Origin of the sequence: Nonomuraea sp. NPDC049028, assembly GCF_043197735.1 — a bacterium.
Classification (GTDB): domain Bacteria; phylum Actinomycetota; class Actinomycetes; order Streptosporangiales; family Streptosporangiaceae; genus Nonomuraea.
Map to the genome: position 1 here is coordinate 315534 of NZ_JBICTR010000011.1, position 20594 is coordinate 336127.

Below are 20594 nucleotides of genomic sequence, written 5' to 3' on the forward strand. Positions count from 1 at the left end.
GTCTATCGACGGGCTGGCTGTTGGCGTCCTGGCTGCTGACTGGCTTGCTGCTGACGGCGTCGCTGTTGACGGCGTGGCTGCTGACCACGTGGGCGGACTGGCTATCGACGGGCTGGGCGGGCGGATGAACGAGCCGGCCAACCCCGTGGCCGCCGTCCGTGCGGTGCTGCCGTCCCTGACGCCGGCCGCGCAGGCCATCGCGCACATCATCCTCGCCGACCCCGGCGTGGTCGTCCGGAGCACGATCACCGAGTTCAGCGGGGTGTCCGGGACGAGCGAGGCGACGATCGTACGCACTGCCAGGGCGCTCGGCTTCGCCGGCTACTCGCAGATGCGCTTCGCCCTGGCCGCCGCTGTCGCGAAGGAGCCCGAGCGGCTGGTGCCCGGCGACCTCGGCCCCGACGACCCGCTCACCGACGTCATCGCCAAGGTGGCGCGGGCCGAGTCGGAGGCGCTGGCCGACACGGCCGCCCAACTCGACCCCGAGCCGCTCGGCGAGGTCGTCACGGCCATCGCGAGGGCCCGGCGGGTGGACGTGTACGGCGTGGCGGCCTCCGGGCTCGTGGCGGCCGACATGTCCCAGAAGCTGCTGCGGATCGGGCTGTCCAGCCACCCGTTCAGCGACGCCCACCTGGCGCTGACCAGCGCGGCCCTGCTGCGGGCGGGCGACGTGGTGGTGGCGATCAGCTGCGGCGGCGAGACGCCGGACGTACTGGACCCGGCCCGCACTGCTGCGGAGGCGGGGGCGCTGGTGGTCGCGATCACCAACAATCCGCGGTCGTCGCTGGCCGGACTGGCCGACTACACGCTGGTGTCGGCGGGTCGGGAGACCGCGTTCCGGCCTGGGGCGCTGGCCAGCCGGATCAGCCAGCTCCTGATCGTCGACTGCATCTTCGTCGGGTTGGCGCAGCGCACGTACGACACGGCCGACGCCGCGATCCGCGCCACGAAGGAGGCTACGGACCGGTATCGGCGCCGGTAGTGCGGTTATCACCCAGGGTCCGTCACACGACTGTCTCGATCTTTGTGACGGTCCGTGGTGGCTGGGGTCCCTTGCGAGAGAGACCCCTTCCGGGGAGGCGAAGCAGGCGGTCTGTCGTGACTAGGGTCCCAGAGAGACGCTCCCTCCGGGGAGCGGAAGATGACGGTCAGTCGTGGCTGATGTCCCAGGGAGAACCACCCCGCAGGGGAGACGAGGATGACGGTCTACCTGGGATAACGGGTGATCGTGCTATCGTCGTCACCCACGGTGATCATGGGCGGCGAGCGGCTCGGCCAGGCACTGTGACAACACGCGGTGGGCGGACTCAGGCGGGCACGGTGAGCGCGGTGAGCACGGTTCGAGAGGCCACGTTCGAGGTGCTGCGGCGGTTCGGGCTGACCACGATCTTCTGCAATCCGGGCTCGACCGAGGTCGCGCTGCTGACCGGGCTGCCCGACGACCTGCGGTTCGTGCTGGCCCTGCATGAGGGGTCGGTGGTCGGCATGGCCACCGGGTGGGCGATCGGGCACGGGGCGCCGGCGCTGGCCGTGCTGCACACCGCGGCGGGTCTGGGCAACGCGGTCGGCGCGATCGCCACCGCGCGGGCCAATCGGGTGCCGCTGGTGATCCTGGTCGGGCAGCAGGATCGTCGTCATTTGGCGTTGGAGCCGTTCCTGACCGGGCGGTTGGAGGGGCTGGCCGGGGACTATCCGGTGTGGGTCGACCAACCGGTGCGGGCGCAGGATGTGCCGGGTGCCGTGGCGCGGGCCTACCACGAGGCGGTCACGTTCCGAGGGCCCGCGCTGGTGGTGGTGCCGTTGGACGACTGGGCGGCGCCGTTCCAGGACGAGACGATCGCGGCGCCGACGCGGCTACTGCGGCCGGCCGCCGTGTCGGACGAGTCGCTCGCACCCCTGGCCGCGCTGCTGTCCGAGGCCCGCTCTCCGGCGATCGTCGCGGGCGCCGGCGTGGGCACTGGCGCGGACATGGGCGTGGTCGCCTCCGGACCGTCTCGTGAGGGCGTGGTCGCCTCCGGGCCGTCCGGTGAGGGCGTGGGCGTGGCCGCCTCCGGGCCGTCCGGCGAGAGCGTTGCCCTCGCGGGCTCAGGTGTTCGGGAGGCAGGGTGGGCGGCGGTGGTGGCGCTTGCTGAGCGGCTGGGGTGTCCGGTCTGGCAGGAGTCGTTCGGGGCGATGGCGGGGTTCCCGCAGGACCATCCGCAGTACGCCGGGGTGCTGCCCGCCGATCGTGCTCGGCTGCGCGCGGCGCTGGCGGCGCACGACGTGGTGCTCGCCGTGGGTGCCCCGGTCTTCCGTCAGTACCCGTTCGACACCGGTCCGCTGGTCGAGCCCGGTACCACTGTCGCGCTGGTCACCGACGACCCGGCCGAGGCGCACCGCAGTCCGGCCGACCTGGCCTATCTCGCCGCGCCGGCCGCCGTCTGTGAGCGGCTGGCCGTACTCGTACCCGCCAGGCCCGCTCCGCTGCGGCCCGCGCCCGATGGACCCGAGTTGCCCCCGGAAGGGGAGGTTCTGCGAGCCGCGCACGTCCTGCACCAGCTCGCCAGGCGGCTGCCCGCCGATGCGGTGCTCGTGGAGGAGACACCGTCGTCGCGTCCGGACCTGCACCGGCTGGTCCCGGCCCGTAACCCGCTCGGCTTCGTGTCGGCCGCCATGGGCGGACTGGGGTTCGGCGTGCCTGCGGCGGTCGGTCTGCGCATGTCGCTGCCCGACCGGCCGGTGGTCGCGGTGGTGGGCGACGGCTCGGCGCTGTACGGGGTGCACGCGCTGTGGAGCGCGGCCCACTACCGGGTGGGCGCGCTGTTCGTGGTCCTCGCCAACGGCCGGTACGCGATCATGGACCGGCTGGCCGACAAGGCGGGCGGCAAGGCGCCGTGGCCCGCGTTCACCGAGGTCAGCATGGGCGGGATGGCCCGGTCGCTGGGCTGCGCGGCCAGGCGGGTGGACACGGCGGAGGAGCTCGCGGCGGTGCTCGACGAGGTGATGCCCACGCTTGTGGACCGCGAGGAGCCCCTGCTGCTTGAGGTGACCGTCGCCGTGGACCCCGACTTCCAGCCGTAAGAAGCTTCCAGCCGTAAGAAGAATGCCCGGCCTGCGACCCGATCAGGCGAGTTCGCCCGCCCTGCGGCCCAATCAGGCGTCCTCGCCCGGCCTGCCGACGAGGTCAGGCGCGTTCGGCGGCCTCGACCACGTTGGAGAGCAGGAGGGCGCGGGTCATCGGGCCGACGCCGCCGGGGTTGGGGGTCAGGAAGCCCGCCACCTCCGCCACCTCGGCCGCAACATCACCGGCGATCTTGCCGTCCACCCGCGAGACGCCCACGTCGAGCACGGCCGCGCCCGGCTTGACCATGGCCGGGGTGATGAGGCCGGGCACCCCGGCGGCGGCCACCACGATGTCGGCGTGGCGGACGTGCGCGGCCAGGTCGCGGGTGCCGGTGTGGCAGAGGGTGACCGTGGCGTTCTCGCTGCGCCGGGTCAGCAGCAGGCCGAGCGAGCGGCCCACCGTGATGCCGCGTCCGACCACGGCCACCTCGGCGCCCTTGATCGGCACGCCGTACTCCTGGAGGAGCAGCACGATGCCGTGCGGCGTGCAGGGCAGCGGCGCGTCGACCATGTGGACCAGGCGGCCCAGGTTGACCGGGTGCAGGCCGTCGGCGTCCTTGGCCGGGTCCATGCGCTCCAGCAGCGCCATCGTGTCGAGGTGGCGGGGCAGCGGGAGCTGGACGATGTAGCCGGTGCACTCCGGCGAGGCGTTGAGCTCGTCAATGGCCGCCTCGACTTCGGCCTGGGTGGCGTCGGCCGGGAGGTCCACGCGGATGGAGGCGATGCCGACCTCGGCACAGTCGCGGTGCTTGCCCGCCACATAGATCTGGCTGCCGGGGTCGTCGCCGACCAGCACGGTGCCGAGACCGGGGGTGATGCCACGCTCTCTGAGCGCGGTCACCCGCGTCGTGAGGTCGGCCTTGATCCTGGCCGCGGTCGCCTTGCCGTCGAGTTTCACTGCGCTCATGTCTCGCCATCCTTCCATCAACTGCCATCAGCTGAAGCCGGGGGTTTGCTCTCACGGTCCCGTCTGGCTGAAGGGAGGCCGGTAGCGTGTGGCTGGTTGATGACAGCCCAGCCCGCAGCGCCGCGTGCGGCGATGTTGCGGGCCGCGATGGGGTCGGCGTGCCCAGCGAGGCCACACCTTTGGCAGACGAACCGGCCCCGCGCCGGACGATTCGCCCTGCTGATATGCCCGCATTCCGGACACGCCTGCGAGGTGTAGGCGGGGTCGACCAGCACGAAGGCGATCCCGGCGCGGGCGGCCTTGTAGCGGGTGAACGCGGCCTGCTGGGCGAACGCCCAACCGTGCAGGGTGCGGCAGTGCCTCGATGACCTTGAGATCTTCCGGCCGGCCCGTGCAGGGCACGGCGACACGGCCGGTGGGGGTCCACAGCGACACAGTCCCGGCGTCACGATTCCAGCTCATCAGCCGGGCGTCGTAGGGGTGGCGCCGTGCGGGCGAAAGAGGTGGGCGCGTTTCTGCCAGGTGGTCGGCCTGGGCCGAGGTGGGCGTGAGCCGCAGTTGCACGACTGTGGGCAGGCCGTTGCGTTTGGTGGCGGAGCGGCGGATCGCCATCGAGCACCTCCTGTCACAGTGCCCTCCCCCACCGCACACATTACCGAACGTGACCGAGCCTTCCCATACTGTTTTCGAAGGGAGGGTGGCGCTTCCTCCCGGCCCCGAAGGAACGGGTCTCCGTCGCCACCATTCAGATGAGTTCGCAGAGGCGGTGATGACATCGTTGTCATGGATCTTAGAACAGCATAAAGTGACGAAGCCGCCCATATCTCCTTAAAGGAGTCGTCTTGCCTGCTCACTTGCTGTCCGCAGAGTCGACCGACCTGTTCGTCGGCACGGCGAAGCGTCCGTACCAGGTGCTCAAGGTCACGCTGGAGCCGGATGGGCAGGAGACCCCGCTCGACGTTCGCGGACCCGGGGTGTCCTGCGCGGCGCCGGTGAGCGTGCCGGCAGGGGTGGGCCCGGTCACCGTCGAGGTGCCGCTGGAGGTCAGCGTGCCGTACGGGAGCGTGGTGCCCTGCATCGTCACCTTCGGCGACGCGGCGCTCGACGTCGAGGTCACGGCCGAGGAGCCGGGCTGGACGATGTACATGGTGTCGCACTTCCACTACGACCCCGTCTGGTGGAACACGCAGGCCGCCTACACCAGCCCCTGGGAGCTGCTCTCGGTCGACTCCACGACCCGGCCGCTGTGGGAGCACAACGCGTTCGCGCTGGTCGAGGCACATATCGAGCTGGCTTTGCGCGATCCCGACTACCGGTTCGTGCTGGCCGAGGTCGACTATCTCAAGCCGTTCTTCGACACCCATCCCGAGCGCCGGGCCGACCTGCGCGCGCTGCTCGACGAGGGCCGGGTGGAGCTCCTCGGCGGGACGTACAACGAGCCGAACACGAACCTGACCGGCGCCGAGAGCACCATCCGCAACATCGTGTACGGCATCGGCTACCAGCGCGACATCCTCGGCGGCGACCCACGTACGGCCTGGCAGCTCGACGTGTTCGGGCACGACCCGCAGTTCCCCGGCTACCTGGCGGCGGCCGGGCTGACCGGCAGCGCGTGGGCCCGGGGGCCGTTCCACCAGTGGGGCCCCATCAGCAAGAACTTCAGGGAGGCCAAGAACGACGCCTCCCTGATGCAGTTCCCGAGCGAGTTCGAGTGGATCTCGCCGTCGGGAGAGGGCGTGCTGACGCACTACATGCCCGCTCACTATTCGGCGGGCTGGTGGATGGACTCCTCGCCGTCGCTGGAGGAGGCGACGCGGGCGACGTACGAGCTCTACCGCTCGCTGAAGCCCGTGGCCGCGACCCGGAACATCCTGCTGCCCGTCGGCACCGACTACACCCCGCCGAACAAGTGGGTGACCGACATCCACCGGACCTGGGCGGCCCGATACGTCTGGCCCCGGTTCGTCTGCGGCACGCCACGGGACTTCCTCGACGCGGTGCGTGGGGAAATATCGGCATTCAGCCCGCAGACCCGGGATATGAACCCCATCTATACCGGCAAAGACGTCTCGTACATCGACACCAAGCAGGCCCAGCGCGCGGCCGAGGTGGCGGCGCTCGACGCCGAGCGGCTGTCGGCGTTCGCGTCGCTGCTGGGTCTGGGCGGCTATCCGCACACCGCGCTGGACAAGGTGTGGCGGCAGCTGGCGTACGGGGCGCACCACGACGGGATCACCGGCTCCGAGTCGGACCAGGTCTACATCGACCTGCTGACGGGCTGGCGCGAGGCGCACGACCTGGCCGCCGACGCCCGCGATCGCGCGCTGGACGCGCTGCTCGGCCAGATCTCGCTCGACGGCCGCAGCGTCGTGGTCACCAACACACTGCCGTTCGCGCGTGACGGACTGGTGCGGGTACGCCTCGCGCCGGGTGAGCGGGTAGAAGGCGAGATCCCGGCGATCGAGGAGGACGGCACGCTGGTCTTCCTGGCCAAGGACGTGCCGTCGATGGGCTGGCGGACGTACCGGATCGTCGAGGGGCCGGCCGACACCTGGCAGCCGCTGCCCGGGACCGCCATCTCGAACGACCGGTGGCGCGTCGCCGCCGATCCGGCGCGCGGCGGCGGTCTGGAGTCGGTGTTCGACCGCGCCTCGGGCCGCGAGCTGCTGTCGGGGCTCGGGAACGAGCTGCGGCTGTACGACGAATACCCGACACACCCCGACATGGGCGAAGGGCCGTGGCACCTGCTGCCGACCGGTCACGCCACCGGCTCCGGCGAGGCCGCCGCAGTGGCCGTACACGCCTCGCAGAGTCCCCTCGGACAGCGCCTGACCATCACCGGCCAGGTGGGCGAGGTGTCCTATGAGCAGATCGTCACGCTCTGGACCGGCTCGGACCGGGTCGAGTTCACCACCCGCGTGCTCGACTACACCGGCGCCGACCGGCTGCTCCGGGTCCGCTTCCCGGCGCAGGTGGCGGGCGCGCTGCCGGTATCCGATGTGGCGGGCGCCGTGGTGGGGCGCGGGTTCGCGCAGCCCGAGGTCGACACCGCCGAGCACCCGTGGACGCTCGACAACCCGGCCAACACCTGGTTCGGGCTGTCCGCCACCGCCAAGGTGGATCTGGGCGAGGCGGGCGCGCGGGCGCTGGGGGTCGCCGAGGTGGTGGTGCCCACTCTGGAGGACGCGCCCGGGGCCCGTTCGCTGGTGGTGGCCCTGGCCCGCGCGGGCGTGACCGCCACGACCTCGTCCGCCTCCGGCTCCCGGTACGGCTGGCTGGACGTCGACTCGAACCTGCCGGACGTACGCATCATCTTGGGCGGCCCGGACGCCAACCCGCTGGCCGCCGAGCTCCTCGACCGCAGCGACCCGGCCTTCCTCGACGCGCTCAAGTCGGGGGCGCCGCTGGTCTGGGTACCCGCCGAACGGCCGCTGGCCGAGGTGTGGCAGCCCAGCGCCGACCTGCGTGACGTACGCGCGCTGCCCGCGCTCATCGTCGCCGGGCCGGTGGAGGAGCTGGTCGCGGATCTGGCGGATGCCGTGATCTCCGCCGTTTGCCCGGTGGGCGAGGAGGTGCTGGAGTCTCGTACGGTCGCGCTGCTCACGTACGGGTTGCCGGGGTTCGCGGTGGATTCCGCGGGGGCGTTGCATCTGTCGCTCATGCGGTCCTGTACCGGGTGGCCGTCGGGGGTCTGGCTGGATCCGCCTCGGCGTACCGGGCCTGATGGGGCCGGGTTCCAGGTGCAGCACTGGACGCACGAGTTCTCGTACGCGCTGGCCGGCGGGGACGGCGACTGGCGGGCGTTGCGGCTGCCGGCGGCGGGACAGGAGTTCATCACGCCGATGCTGGCGCGGGAGGTCGCACCGGCCGCCGACGGCACGTTGCCGCAGGTGCACTCGCTCCTGCGGGTGGAGCCCGCCCGGGACGTCCTGCTCGGCACCATCAAGGCCACCGGCAACCCGCACGCCCACGGCCTGTCCTCCACCGGCGCCCTGGCGCCCACCGACGGCGTCACGATTCGGCTTGTGGAGTCGACCGGGCTCGGTTCGCGGGCCGTGATCGAGTCGCCGGTTCTGGACCTCGACGGGCTCATTCGCGCCGACCTGCTGGAACGGCCCGGCGATCCGGTGACCACGCTCGACCTGGCCGGGGCCGAGGTCGCCACCTATCTCGCCCCCGCCCCGCCGCGGCCCCCGCGCCCCGACCTGGGTGCCACGGCCGAACAGGCCCAGCCCGTCTACAGCCGCTACTGGCTGCACAACAAGGGGCCCGCGCCACTCGGCTATCTCCCGGTGTCGATCGCCGTCACGCCCGGTCTCGTCACACCCGTCGCGGCCTCACAGGGGGCCATCGAGGTGTCGGTCGTGGTGTCGTCCCATCTCGTCGACGCGCCGCACGAAGGCGTGGTGGATCTCCGCGTCCCGGCCGGCTGGACCGCCACGCCCGCCCAGCGCGCCTTCCGCCTCGAACCCGGCGGCCACCTCCGCTTCCCCGTCACCGTCACACCCGCCCCCGGCCAGGGCCTGTACTTCGTCTCGGCCCGCACCTCGGTGGGCGGCCAGCTGGTGGAGGACGTCGCCACGGTCGCGCTGAGCGAGGTGCCGGAGCTACCCGTCGAGGGCGCCGTCCCGAACATGCGCGAGGCGTTCAACGGGACCCAGGCCACCGAGGGCCGCGCGACCGGCCTGTCCGTCACCGCCCTCACGGAGTCGCTCTCCCTCCGCCCCGGCGACCGCACGTCTCTGGTCGTACGGCTGGCGAACACCACCTCCGACGAGATCCGCGGCGAGTCCCAGCTCGCGGCCCCATGGGGCTCGTGGGAGCTCCTGCCCACGGTCATCCAGGGCTTCACTGTGGCGCCGGGCGAGACTGTCGACGTGTCGTTCCCCGTGGAGGTGCCGTACGACATGGCGGCCGGGCACTTCTGGGCACTGGCCAAGGTCATGTGGTACGGCCGCTGCCAGTACGCCCCCGCCGTCCGCTTGGAGGTAACCCGATGAACCACGCTCTCACCGATACGGCGGGCGGTCCCGTACGGGAGCGGCCCGCCGCGACCGGGGCGGGCACCGCGCCTGGCATCGGCGCGGTGATCGGCTGGGTCGGCGGGCGGCCGATCTCTCGCGAGCCGCTGGACCGGCGGGTCCGTGAGCTGCGCGACAGCCCGCTCAGCGCGGCGCTGCCGCTGCCGGGCAGCTCCGAGGACCGGCAGCTGGCCAGGTGGCTGACGCAGGTGATCCTCACCGAGGCGCTGTGCGAGGACGAGGCCACGGCCCGCGGGCTGTCGCCGGTGGAGGTCGGGCGGCTCGACCCGCTGGCCGCTGTCGAGCTGGGGTCGATCAACGCCTCCGCGTACAACGGGAGCCCGTGGGTCCGCGCGCTGTTCGAGCATCTGACCGCCACAGTCGAGGTGCCGCCGGAGTGGCGGTCGCAGGCGACGGCGCAGGGGGCGGCGCCTGGTACGGCACAGGGGGTGGCGCCTGCGACGGCGCAGGGCGCGGCACAGGGGGCGGCCTGGCATGTCGTACGCCATCGGGTGTTCGCCGACCGCGCCGAGGCGGCCGCCGCCACGGTCGACGACCTGGAACCGCTGGGACCGGTGACGCTGAGCTCCCTGCCCGCGGCAATCGCCGACGCCATCCCGCGCCGGCCGTACGGGATGCTCGTCGGTCCGGTCGAGGACGCCCTGGGCTGGCACGTAGCGGTGGCCCAACCGGCGCCCACCCCAGCCCCCTCCCCCGGTGCGGTCTCGCAGCGGGAAGCCGCGCGGCGGCGGATGTTCGCTCGGTGGCTCGACGAGTCGCGGGCCGCCAAGGTCGAACTCGTGCCCGGACTGGAACATCCTGGCGACCCCCGCCAGCCCGACAACCACCACAAACACTGATGGCCCGCGTACTCGCCATCGACATCGGGGGAACCAAGCTCGCCGCCGCGCTGGTGGACGAGACGGGTTCCATGCTGCGTTCCGCGACCCGGCCCACGCCGCGTACGGACGTTATGGTCGCTCTGGCGGCGCTGATCGAGGAGGTGACCGGGGACGGTCCGGCGCCGGAGGCGGTCGGGATCGGCTGCGCCGGGCCGCTGGACCTGGCCGCCGGGACCGTCAGCCCTGTCAACATGCCCAGCTGGCGCGGCTTCCCGCTGCGTGACGAGGTCCGCGCGCTGACCGGCCTGCCGACCATGCTGGCCGGTGACGCGCAGTGCATGGCGCTCGGAGAGCACTGGCTGGGGGCGGGGCGCGGGAGTTCTTCGCTGCTCGGGATCGTGGTGTCGACCGGGATCGGTGGCGGACTGGTGATCGACGGCGTCCCGCTCCTGGGTCCCAACGGCAATGCCGGACATGTCGGCCACATGACCATCGACCCGTACGGCGAGCGCTGCGAGTGCGGCGGGCGCGGCTGCGTCGAGCACTACTCCAGCGGCCCGAACCTGGCCCGCTGGGCACTGGCCAACGGCTGGACCCCGGGCCGCCCTGACGGGCTGGACGGCCCGGCCGACGCACGGAACGGCGCGGCCGACGCGCGGGCGCTGGCGCGGGACGCGGCGGGTGGGGATCCCGTGGCGGTGGCGGCGTTCGAACGGGGCGCCAGGGCACTCGCCGGCATGATCGCCTCGACCGCGGCGGCGGTCGAGCTCACCAAGGTGGTCATCGGCGGCGGCGTCTCAGCGGCGGGACCGGTCCTGTTCGACCCGTTGGCGCGGGCGCTGGACGACGTGGCCGGGCTGGCGTTCGTCAGGGCGGTGAAGGTGGAGCCGACCACCCTGGGAGTACGGGCCGGACTCGCCGGAGCCGCGAAGCTCGCCTGGAGCCAGTCCCGTACAGCCGCCTGAGATGTTCAAGTACGGCCGCCTGAGACGCTCAGGCGGCCGGGCGGGCTACTCGCGCTCGGCGGTCTGGGCCGCGCGCCGCTCGATGATGCGGCGGGTGAACGGGATGACCTCCACGACGCGCGCCCCGAGGTAGGCACCGAGGAAGGCGAGCACCACCAACATGACCGGGCTGGTGGCGATCCCGTTCATGGTCACGAAGGCATACAGAACCGAGTCGAGCGGCGCCATAAGGAGTACTCCCGGGGAACGGACGAGCGGCAAGGCCCACAGCGTAACCGGACATTACTTATGCTTGTGCGCAAAAGGGCGGGTTCATACCGCCCTTTGCCCAGGAGCGTCAGTGGAAGAAGTGGCGCGTCCCCGTGAAGTAGAGCGCCACGCCCGCCTTCTCCGCCGCCTCGATGACCAGTTGGTCGCGGACGGATCCGCCGGGCTCCACGACGGCCTTGACGCCCGCCTCGATCAGCACCTCCAGCCCGTCGGGGAACGGGAAGAACGCGTCCGAGGCCGCCACCGACCCCTTGGCCCGCGCGTCGGCGCGACTCACCGCCAGGCGGCACGAGTCGACCCGGTTGACCTGCCCCATCCCAACGCCCACGGTCGCCCCGCCGGACGCCAGCAGGATGGCGTTGGACTTGACCGAGCGGCAGGCCCGCCACGCGAACGCCAGGTCGGCCAGCATCTCCTCGGAGACCGGCTCGCCCGCCTTGAGCTGCCAGTGCTCCGGCGCGTCGCCGGACGCGTCGACCCGGTCGCTCTGCTGGACGAGCAGGCCACCGTCGATCCGGCGGAACTCGGCGGGGTTGGCCGGGCCCGAGGGACAGATCAGCAGGCGGACGTTCTTCTTCTGCGTCAGTACGGCCAGCGCCTCGGGCTCGTAGGACGGCGCCACGACGACCTCGGTGAACACCTCGGCGATCTGCCGGGCCAGCTCGGCCGTGACGGCCCCGTTGACCGCGATGACGCCCCCGTACGCCGAGACCGGGTCACAGGCGTGCGCCTTGCGGTGCGCGTCGGCGACGTCGGAGCCGATGGCGATGCCACACGGGTTCTGGTGCTTGATGATCGCGACGCAGGGCTCGACGAAGTCCCAGGCCGCCCGCCAGGCCGCGTCGGCGTCGAGGTAGTTGTTGTAGGACATCTCCTTGCCGTGCACCTGCTCGGCGTTGGCCAGGCCGTCGAGGCCGCCGCTGTAGAGGGCCGCGGACTGGTGCGGGTTCTCGCCGTAGCGCAGGGTCGACTTGCGCTTCCAGGTGGCGCCCATGAACGAGGGCCAGCCGTCGTCGACCCGGTAGGCGTTGGCGAACCAGGAGGCCACGGCCACGTCATAGGAGGCCGTGTGGGCGTAGGCGATGCCCGCCAGCCGCCGGCGTTCGGTCAGCGTGAAGCCGCCCTCGCCGAGCGCGGCCACCACGTCGCCGTAGAAGCGCGGGTCGACCACGACGGCGCAGGTGCTGTGGTTCTTGGCGGCGCCGCGGATCATCGCGGGCCCGCCGATGTCGATCTGCTCGACACACTCCTCGTCGGACGCACCGGAGGCGACCGTCTGCTCGAACGGGTAGAGGTTGACCACCACCAGCTGGAACGGGTCGATCTCCAGCTCGTCGAGCTGGGCCACGTGGTGCGGCTTGGTGAGGTCGGCCAGCAGCCCGGCGTGTACGCGCGGGTGGAGCGTCTTGACCCGGCCGTCGAGGCACTCGGGGAACCCGGTCAGCTGCTCGACCTTGGTGACGGGGATGCCGTAGGAGGCGATGGCGGCGGCGGTGCCGCCCGTTGACACGATCTCCACCCCCGCGCCGTCCAGAGCCCTGGCCAGCTCCTCCAGCCCGGACTTGTCGTACACCGCGATCAGCGCGCGCCGGATGGCGATGCGAGTCACTTCGATTCCCCTTCTGATTGGTTACCGATGCGGACGGTCCGTCCGCTGACCGTCCAGCCCTCGCGGACCATCCGGCCGACGATCTCGACGAGCAGGCGGCGCTCGACGGTCTTGATGCGCTCGTGCAGGACCGCCTCGTCGTCGTCCGGCAGTACGCTCACGGCCTCCTGGGCGACGATCGGCCCGCTGTCGACACCGGCGTCGGCCAGCATGACCGTGCAGCCCGTCACCTTGACCCCGTGGGCGAGCGCGTCACGCACCCCGTGCGCACCCGGGAAGGAGGGCAGCAGCGCGGGATGGGTGTTGAGCACCGGGAACGCGTCGAGCGTCGGGGCGCCGATGATCTTCATGAAGCCCGCCGACACCACCAGGTCGGGCTCGTAGGAAGCGATCCGGTCGGCGAGCGCGATATTCCACTCCGACCGCTTCTCGTAATCACCCAGTTTTTCGACGAAAGTAGGGACGTCAGCCCGCGACGCCCGAGCCAGTCCCTCGATGCCGTCTCTGTCCGCACCGACAGCCACCACGCGGGCGCCGTAGGACGGGTCGGCCGAAGCGTCCAGCAAGGCCTGTAGGTTTGTTCCAGAGCCGGAGACGAGGACGACGAGCCGCCCAGCCTTTGACACGCGCACTCCAATGAGAAAACCGGGGTGGGGTTGCAAGCGTATCCGCTCTTCGTCCGGCGACGCAGAGGAGGTCAGGTGTCGACACCGGTGCAGGCACCGGCGGGTCAGCATCCCGCGGATTCCGCGGGGCGCCGAGCCATCTGGTTGGCCATCGCGGCGCTGGCCATGACGTTCATGCTGCCGCTGGCGGGGCTGGTCATGGCGGTGTTCGCGCTGATGGCGGGCATTCGCGCGCTGCCCCAGCTGAGGAAGGCGCACAAGCCGCCGGGCATCGCCGTGGGCGGCATCGCCATCTCCTCGGTGGCCCTCACGTTGTCGGCCCTGGCCACCGCGATGCAGCTCTATCTGATGGACGAATACTCCGCCTACCAGAACTGCATGAAGGGCGCGGGCACCGTCTCGTCGCAGGGTGAGTGCTTCACCCAGTTCAGGGACGCGGCCCAGAAGAAGCTCCCACCGGACGTACTGGAACTCCTGGGCGCGGTGCAGCCCTAGCCCGGCCCCATCACAGTGATTCCAGGCCGCGCATCGCGATGTTCACGGCCCGTCCGGTTGACGCCAAATACTCCTGCTCCGCCTCGCCGTACATCTCCAGGCTGGCCATCCCGGCCGCCTGCACCGCACCCATGAACGCGCCGGTCACCGCCGCGGCGCTGATGGGGTCCAGCCTGTCGGGGAATGCCGTCAGCAACGCGGCGGCGATCCGGCGCTGCGCGTCGAACATCATGTGAAGGGCCTTCGCCTGTACGGCGGGCACCGTCGCGAGCAGCCTCTGGTAGAGATCCTTCAGCTCGGGGTCCCCGGTCCACGGCCCCTGGGTGAGGTAGTGGGCGATGGCTTGGTCGTAGGTCCTGCGCAGCACTTGCTGCAGCGTGTCGTCCGGGGTGCGGTCGGCGATCACCTCCAGCGCCAGCCCGTAGAACCGCTCGACGTCGGCGAACAGCACGTCCTCCTTGCTCGGGAAGTAGTTGAAGAACGTCTTGGTGGCCACGTCCGCCGCGGCGGCGATCTGTGCGCCGGTGGTCTGTTCGTAGCCCTGCTCGGTGAACAACCGGATTGCCGTACGGATGAGCAGGTTCCTGGTCTGTCGCTTCTTGCGTTCGCGCAGCGTCTCCTCCATAGCTGCAATCTTACACTAGAAGAAATTTACACGATTGTATTTTTGCGCTAAGTGGTGGTATCCAGGGTTCATGAGCCGAAGAGCGTTACTCCCTCGCCTGGCGCCCGCCATCGGGCTGTTCTTCCTGGCGCCACTGACCGCCGAGTACCTGATGGGCAACGCGCCGATCACCCACATCCAAAATCTGCTGGGCCTGGCCCCCCTGTACGGCGGCGGCGCCCTCCTCATCCGTGAGTTCGCCCGCCGTACCGGACGCGGCTGGCCCGCCATGATGACCCTCGCGCTGGCCTACGGCATGATCGAGGAGGCCTTCGTCACCCAGACGCTGTGGGACTCGAACTGGGTGGTCGGCGCACACACCCTCGAATACGGCTTCATCCCCGAGCTCGGCCTGGCCGGACCATGGACGCTGTTCATGGTCGGCGTGCACACGGTCTTCAGCATCAGCGCCCCGATCGCGGTCGCGGAGACCCTCGCCGGCTCGCGACGCACGACGCCATGGCTGGGCAAGATCGGCCTCACCGTCGCAGGCGTGCTGTATGTGGTCGTCGCCCTGGGCAGCGGCGTCGCCCAGGCCGTCTTCGGCCGCCATGCCTCCGCGCTCCAGCTCATCGGCGCCGGAGTCGTCATCGCCGCGATCATCGTCGTCGGCATCCGCCTCCCCAGGCGCACCACCGACGTCACCCTGCTGCCCGGTCGCGCCCCCAGCCCGTGGGTCGCCGGTGCTCTCGCCATGGTCGCCGGAGCGGTCTTCGTGCTGCTGTACGCGGTCGATCCCAACGGCTTTACGCCCTGGCTGGCGGAGGCGATTCCCCTCCCGGCGTGGCTCAGCGTGGTCAGCTATCTGACCCTGTTCGTCACCGTTGCCACCGTGGTGGTCCGCTGGTCACACCGCGCCGGCTGGTCGCAGGCCCACCGGCTGGCGCTCGCCGGCGGCGCCATGCTGACCTACGCCTGGCACTCCTTCCCCCAGAGGAACATCACCCCGACGGTCCCGCCCACCCAACCGACCAGCCTGGCGGAAGACCTGGCCGGCAACGCCATCCTCACCGCAGGCGCGGTGGCCCTGCTGATAGTCGCGGCCCTGCGGCTCCGTCGGCCGGCGGACACCAGCACAGAACAGGCCCTTAGTCGCGATCCCAGGCGTAGGGATCGACGTAGATGACATGGCCGCCACGATCGTCCGACTCATCGACGATGTCCGTACGCGGTGGCCGGTCCCGCTCCGGCAGGATCGGCAGGGCCTGGGCCAGCGTCTCCGCTGCGGCCGAGGCGTGCTCGTCCTGCCAGTCGTCGCGAATGACCGGAATGGCCTGGGTGTCGGCCTCGGTGGCGTCCATCCAGTGGCCGGGCAGGGGCCGGGCGTCGGCCTCGGCCAGGCCGACCTTGCTCGCCGCCCGGGCAATTGCGGCGCCCGCCTTGCGTACCGGCACGGCGGCCTTGTCGAGCGGGGCGCGGGCTCGCCGGTTGAGCAGGAGGACGTTGGCCACGCCCGCGGAGATACCCGCGGCGACCCCCACCTCCAGGCCCACCGACAGCGCCACCTCCCACGGCGACGGCCCGACCGTGGCCAGCCGCCCGCCGCCGATGGGGCCGCCGGACAGCGCGGCGAGCAGCGCGGCGACCAGCCCGGTGGTGATCCCGGTGAAGAACCCCCACAGCGGCGCGGCCTCGTACGACGGCGACGGCGCCATCCTGGCCACCACGATCCCGGCCACGGTCCCGGCGGCGAACGGCAGCGCGATCACCGCCATCGTCCAGCCGGGCACGGGACCGCTCTCGGGCAGCGCGCCGAGCAGCGGCAGGCTCGGCACCGTGCCCAGTTGCACGCCTGTGGGCGCGACCAGGGTGTCGGCGCCGACGGCGAAGCCCGGCCCGGCGATGTAGGAGGCGGCCCAGATGACGGTGTTGAGCAGGTAGAGGGCCTGGACCAGCAGGAGCAGCACGCCGCCCACGAACCCGGGCGCGAGCACGTTGGACAGCTCGCGTACCTGGCCGAAGTTCACGATCAGGGCGGTCAGCACGAGGGCGAGCCCGGCGACGAGCAGCACCGCCGTGGCGACGGCCGTGCCGACGGTCAGGGCGCGTACCCGCTCGGGCAGCAGGCGCAGCATCGCCCGCCACGGGCCGATCGTCCGCGCCGTGGCCAGCGCCCCCGCGCAGAACGCCAGCGCGAAATGGCTGACCAGCGCCTCGCCGATGAACGGCTGGGTGATGTCGTTGCGGGCGACGAGCGCGATGAGCCCGGCGAGCAGGGCATAGGGGGCGGCCAGGGAGACTCCGGCCTGCGCGACCAGGACGAGCTGGGCCCGGCGGCGCGCGCTGGCCTGCTCGCGCGGGCTGTTCTTGGGCAGCCGTGCGGGCAGCCGCAGCCGCAGGTCGGCGTCGCGCGCCATCCACCGCCCGGCGCGGTAGAGCAGGACGGCGGGCAGGATCGTCAGGCCGAGCGGGAGCAGCCCCACCTTCCCACCGGGGATCGCGAACCCGGCGTGGTGGGCGGCCAGCCACACCTGCGCCGCCGTACGGAACACGCCCGGCAGCCCCGCGCCCAGCGCGCCGCGCGGCGCGGCGATCCACCCGACCAGGGTCAGCGTGGTGAGTACGGCCAGGCCGACGCCCAGCGTGATGGCGGCGGCGAGCATCCCGGACACGGGCAGCGGCCGGCGCGTCTCGTCGTCATCACTCGAGACGCCGGGCAGCCGACCTAGTACCGATTCGAGGAGCGCCGTCACAAGTAGTTATTTTCTCAAGCTTTACCAACCAACGCTTGGTTGACGCGCCGCGCGCGGGGCTTTCCCTCTCCCATTTTTCGCCCTCTTTGGGGGGTCTCCGCGGTTTCACAGGGGACGCCACCCATCGGCTCGGCACAAAAAAGACGCCCCGCCACGAAACGGGCGGGGCGGTCTTCAGCCGGAAATCAGCGCGACTGCATGATCTCACGCATGAGGCGCGCGGTCTCGGACGGAGTCTTGCCGACACGGACGCCCACCTTTTCGAGGGCCTCCTTCTTCGCCTGCGCGGTGCCGGCGGAGCCGGAGACGATGGCGCCGGCGTGGCCCATCGTCTTGCCCTCCGGGGCGGTGAAGCCCGCGACGTAGGCCACCACGGGCTTGGTGACGTGCTGCTCGATGTAGGCCGCGGCCCGCTCCTCGGCGTCGCCGCCGATCTCACCGATCATCACGATCGCGTCGGTGCCCGGGTCGTCCTGGAAGGCCTGGAGCGCGTCGATGTGCGTCGTGCCGATGACCGGGTCACCGCCGATGCCCACCGCGGTCGAGAAGCCGAAGTCGCGCAGCTCGTACATGAGCTGGTACGTCAGCGTGCCCGACTTGGACACCAGGCCGATGCGACCGGCCGTGGTGATGTCGGCGGGGATGATGCCGGCGTTGGAGGCGCCGGGCGAGGCGATGCCGGGGCAGTTGGGACCAATGATGCGGGTCTTGTTGCCCTTGGCGATCGCGTACGCCCAGAACTCGGTCGAGTCGTGGACCGGCACGCCCTCGGTGATCACCACGCAGAGCGGGATCTCCGCGTCGATGGCCTCCTTGACGGCGTCCTTGGTGAAGGCCGGGGGCACGAAGGCGACCGACACGTCGGCGCCCGTCTGCTCCATGGCCTCCTTCACCGTGCCGAACACCGGCAGGCCCTCGTGCGTCGTGCCCGCCTTGCGGGCGTTGACGCCACCGACCACGCGGGCGCCGGAGGCGAGCATGCGGCGGGTGTGCTTGGTGCCCTCACCGCCGGTCATGCCCTGAACGATGATCTTGCTGTTCTCGGTCAGCCAGATAGCCATGTCACGCACCTACCGCAGCGAGCTCGGCGGCCCGCTTGGCCGCGTCGTCCATCGTGTCGACCAGCTCGACGCGCGGGAGCGCGGCGTCGGCCAGGATCTGCCGCCCGAGCAGGGCGTTGTTGCCGTCAAGCCGGACCACCAGCGGGTGGGTCACCGCTTCGCCGCGGCTCTCCAGCAGCTTGAAGGCCGAGATGATGCCGTTGGCCACCGCGTCGCAGGAGGTGATGCCGCCGAAGACGTTCACGAAGATCGACTTCACGCTCGGGTCGGAGAGGATGATCTCCAGGCCCGCGGCCATGACCTCGGCAGAGGCGCCGCCGCCGATGTCCAGGAAGTTGGCGGGCGACGGCTTGCCGGGGAACGCCTCGCCGGCGTAGGCGACCACGTCGAGGGTCGACATGACCAGGCCTGCGCCGTTGCCGATGATGCCCACGTCACCGTCGAGCTTGACGTAGTTGAGGTCCTTCTCCTTGGCCCTGGCCTCGAGGGGGTCCTCGGCGTTCTTGTCGGCGTACGCCTCGTGCTCCGGCTGGCGGAACGCGGCGTTGTCGTCGAGCGTGACCTTGCCGTCGAGCGCCTTCACCTGGCCGTCAGCCGACAGGATCATCGGGTTGACCTCGACCAGCGTGGCGTCCTCGTCGACGAACGCGCACCAGAGCTTCTCGATGAGCTCGGCGGCGCCGTCGAGCGCCTTCTCGGGCAGCCCGCCCGCGGCCGCGATCTCCCGCGCCCTGGCGCGGTCGATGCCGTCCAGCGCGGAGACCGGGATCTTGGCCACCTTGTCGGGCGAGGTGTGCGCGACCTCTTCGATCTCCATGCCGCCCGCGGCGGAGCAGATCGCGAGGAAGGTACGGTTCGCGCGGTCGAGCAGGAAGGAGAAGTAGTACTCCTCCGCGATCGCGCTGGCCTCCTCCACGAGCACCTTGTGGACCGTGTGGCCCTTGATGTCCATGCCCAGAATGGCGGTGGCCTTGTCAACGGCGTCGGCGGCGTCATCGGCCACCTTCACGCCACCGGCCTTGCCACGGCCTCCGGTCTTCACCTGGGCCTTGACGACGACGCGGCCGGTCAGCTGCTCAGCCGCCGCCCGTACCTCCTCCACGGTGTGAGCGACAATGCCGCGTGGCACCGGGATGCCGTAGTCAGCGAAGAGCTCCTTCGCCTGATGTTCGAACAGGTCCACGAGGGTCCGTCCTTGCTTATCCGACTGATGTTCGACGCTTGTCCGACTGAATGTTCGACGGCCCGGGCCACCCCGTGCGTGCGTGCCGGGCGTTTCCGCCAGTGAAGCCTAGCCCCAAGCTTGACCTGACCAGGTCATCGGGTCTCAGTTATCCCGTTATGTGACAGTGATCTCACTTCAGCACGATATTTCGGGACATCTGAAGAAGGGCACCCACATCTATGAGGCGATGGATCGCCGGCGCGGTGGCAGTTTCCGCGCTGGCCGTGGCCGCTCCCGCGTACGCGCAGGCCAAACCGGCGGACCCGGTGGCGGCGCTGAAGAAGCAGTTCGTCGCGGGGCAGGGAGTCAAGTTCGCCGAGCGGACCAGCATCAAGGTCGGCGATGAGTCCTACACCCAGGCCGACAGGCAGGGCGTGATCGGTTTCGACGCCAAGGGCATCGCGGGCGCCGAGAACACCCGTACTCCGATCCTCACGCCGGAGGAACGGGCGCGGCTGAAGAAACTGGCGGCGAAGGACACCTCCATCGCCGACTCCGTCGAGCTGCTCACCGAGCGGATCTACCTCGTCAGCGTGGGCAAGCGCATGTACGTCAACGGCGGTCTGTACAGCACGCTGGTACCCGAGAACAAGAGCTGGGTCGGTATGAACGGCAGCCCGTCCTCGGCCGCTTATGGCGACCAGCTCATCAACGTCTTCGAACCGGCGACGCTCAAATACCTGTTGGCCACGAAGAAGACGGTAAGCGGCGCCCAGTATCGCGGCTCGGTCACTTTCGCCGAGCTGTACAAGCTGTCGCCGACGTTCCGCGAGCAGATCATGGTGAAGCCGACCGGCAAGCCCGCCAAATCCGTGATCTCCTGGCGCCTGACACTCGACGGGCAGAAACTGGTGAAGCGGCTGGCCATCTCGTGGTCCATGAAGGTCACCAAGAAGATCACCTTCAACGCCACGACCGAAAGCCGATACACCGAGTGGGGCACCGCGGTGAACGTGACCGCGCCTCCTGCCGACCAGGTCGAGGACATCAAGGACCTGGCGAAGAAGGCCCCCGAACCGCTGGCCGCCATCGACAGGAACTACGTCAGCGTTCCGCCTGACGACGATGGAAACACCCCATAGTCAGAAATTTCCACAAAGGGGCCCCGACGGTG

Annotated in this window: 17 protein-coding genes; 8 read left to right on the forward strand and 9 right to left on the reverse strand. The window is 70.8% G+C overall.

All coding sequences use genetic code 11. From position 1 onward, the window contains the following. Window positions 1-73 precede the first annotated feature (73 nt). Window positions 74-982 carry a MurR/RpiR family transcriptional regulator gene (locus tag ACGFJ2_RS40440; RefSeq protein WP_393477584.1) on the forward strand — a complete coding sequence of 303 codons (909 nt, stop codon included), beginning with the start codon at window positions 74-76 and terminating at the stop codon, window positions 980-982. Window positions 983-1320: 338 nt separating this feature from the next. After that, the gene (locus tag ACGFJ2_RS40445) at window positions 1321-3060 is read left to right on the forward strand and encodes a thiamine pyrophosphate-dependent enzyme (RefSeq protein ID WP_393477587.1); all 1740 of its coding nucleotides are present in this window, start codon (window positions 1321-1323) and stop codon (window positions 3058-3060) included. A 103-nt stretch (window positions 3061-3163) separates the two neighbouring features. Here ACGFJ2_RS40445 and ACGFJ2_RS40450 read toward each other — a convergent pair whose 3' ends face one another. Further along, the gene (locus ACGFJ2_RS40450; protein WP_357948558.1) at window positions 3164-4009 is read right to left on the reverse strand and encodes a bifunctional methylenetetrahydrofolate dehydrogenase/methenyltetrahydrofolate cyclohydrolase; all 846 of its coding nucleotides are present in this window, start codon (window positions 4007-4009) and stop codon (window positions 3164-3166) included. Between the two features lie 17 nt (window positions 4010-4026). Further along, window positions 4027-4458, reverse strand: coding sequence for a zinc ribbon domain-containing protein (locus tag ACGFJ2_RS40455; protein WP_393477589.1), 432 nt, complete (start codon window positions 4456-4458; stop codon window positions 4027-4029). A gap of 393 nt (window positions 4459-4851) precedes the next feature. On the opposite strand from ACGFJ2_RS40455, the gene ACGFJ2_RS40460 reads away from it, so the two are divergent. From ACGFJ2_RS40460 to ACGFJ2_RS40470, 3 genes are read left to right on the forward strand one after another with little or no spacing between them, the layout of a single operon-like run. Beyond that, window positions 4852-9009: a glycoside hydrolase family 38 C-terminal domain-containing protein gene (locus ACGFJ2_RS40460; protein ID WP_393477591.1), complete on the forward strand. Its 4158-nt coding sequence runs from the start codon at window positions 4852-4854 to the stop codon at window positions 9007-9009. Further along, on the forward strand, window positions 9006-9890 hold the full coding sequence (locus tag ACGFJ2_RS40465) for a hypothetical protein (protein ID WP_393477593.1): 885 nt from the start codon (window positions 9006-9008) through the stop codon (window positions 9888-9890). The genes ACGFJ2_RS40460 and ACGFJ2_RS40465 overlap by 4 nt, the downstream gene beginning before the upstream one ends. Continuing rightward, a complete protein-coding gene (locus tag ACGFJ2_RS40470; RefSeq protein ID WP_393477595.1) occupies window positions 9890-10837 on the forward strand; it encodes an ROK family protein in 948 nt (315 codons plus the stop codon). Before ACGFJ2_RS40465 ends, ACGFJ2_RS40470 begins: the two co-directional genes overlap by 1 nt. 45 nt (window positions 10838-10882) lie before the next feature. Here ACGFJ2_RS40470 and ACGFJ2_RS40475 read toward each other — a convergent pair whose 3' ends face one another. The 3 genes from ACGFJ2_RS40475 to purN all read right to left on the reverse strand — a co-directional run bounded on the left by ACGFJ2_RS40475 (window position 10883) and on the right by purN (window position 13342). Beyond that, the gene (locus tag ACGFJ2_RS40475; RefSeq protein WP_393477597.1) at window positions 10883-11065 is read right to left on the reverse strand and encodes a hypothetical protein; all 183 of its coding nucleotides are present in this window, start codon (window positions 11063-11065) and stop codon (window positions 10883-10885) included. Window positions 11066-11174: 109 nt separating this feature from the next. After that, complete coding sequence (gene purH, locus ACGFJ2_RS40480; protein ID WP_357948543.1) at window positions 11175-12716, reverse strand: bifunctional phosphoribosylaminoimidazolecarboxamide formyltransferase/IMP cyclohydrolase; 1542 nt, start codon at window positions 12714-12716, stop codon at window positions 11175-11177. Next, window positions 12713-13342, reverse strand: a complete 630-nt coding sequence (gene purN / locus ACGFJ2_RS40485; protein WP_357948540.1) for a phosphoribosylglycinamide formyltransferase — start codon at window positions 13340-13342, stop codon at window positions 12713-12715. The genes purH and purN overlap by 4 nt, the downstream gene beginning before the upstream one ends. 75 nt (window positions 13343-13417) lie before the next feature. Between purN and ACGFJ2_RS40490 the strand changes: the two genes are divergently transcribed. After that, on the forward strand, window positions 13418-13837 hold the full coding sequence (locus ACGFJ2_RS40490) for a hypothetical protein (protein ID WP_357948538.1): 420 nt from the start codon (window positions 13418-13420) through the stop codon (window positions 13835-13837). Between the two features lie 10 nt (window positions 13838-13847). Here the strand turns inward: ACGFJ2_RS40490 and ACGFJ2_RS40495 are convergent, their stop codons facing one another. Further along, window positions 13848-14462 carry a TetR/AcrR family transcriptional regulator gene (locus ACGFJ2_RS40495; RefSeq protein WP_393477602.1) on the reverse strand — a complete coding sequence of 205 codons (615 nt, stop codon included), beginning with the start codon at window positions 14460-14462 and terminating at the stop codon, window positions 13848-13850. Between the two features lie 70 nt (window positions 14463-14532). Between ACGFJ2_RS40495 and ACGFJ2_RS40500 the strand changes: the two genes are divergently transcribed. Next, window positions 14533-15627 (forward strand): hypothetical protein, encoded by a 1095-nt coding sequence (locus tag ACGFJ2_RS40500; RefSeq protein ID WP_393477605.1) that lies wholly within the window; start codon window positions 14533-14535, stop codon window positions 15625-15627. On the opposite strand, the gene ACGFJ2_RS40505 is transcribed toward ACGFJ2_RS40500, so the two are convergent. The 3 genes from ACGFJ2_RS40505 to sucC all read right to left on the reverse strand — a co-directional run bounded on the left by ACGFJ2_RS40505 (window position 15590) and on the right by sucC (window position 19438). Continuing rightward, complete coding sequence (locus ACGFJ2_RS40505; RefSeq protein ID WP_358179611.1) at window positions 15590-17194, reverse strand: DUF6350 family protein; 1605 nt, start codon at window positions 17192-17194, stop codon at window positions 15590-15592. The genes ACGFJ2_RS40500 and ACGFJ2_RS40505 overlap by 38 nt on opposite strands. A 185-nt stretch (window positions 17195-17379) precedes the next feature. After that, window positions 17380-18255, reverse strand: a complete 876-nt coding sequence (gene sucD, locus ACGFJ2_RS40510; protein WP_219531323.1) for a succinate--CoA ligase subunit alpha — start codon at window positions 18253-18255, stop codon at window positions 17380-17382. A 1-nt stretch (window position 18256) separates the two neighbouring features. Beyond that, entirely contained in the window at window positions 18257-19438 is a 1182-nt protein-coding gene (gene sucC / locus ACGFJ2_RS40515; RefSeq protein WP_357948528.1) for an ADP-forming succinate--CoA ligase subunit beta, read from the reverse strand. A gap of 221 nt (window positions 19439-19659) precedes the next feature. Between sucC and ACGFJ2_RS40520 the strand changes: the two genes are divergently transcribed. After that, complete coding sequence (locus ACGFJ2_RS40520) at window positions 19660-20562, forward strand: hypothetical protein (RefSeq protein ID WP_393477609.1); 903 nt, start codon at window positions 19660-19662, stop codon at window positions 20560-20562. The last annotated feature ends 32 nt before the right edge of the window (window positions 20563-20594 follow it).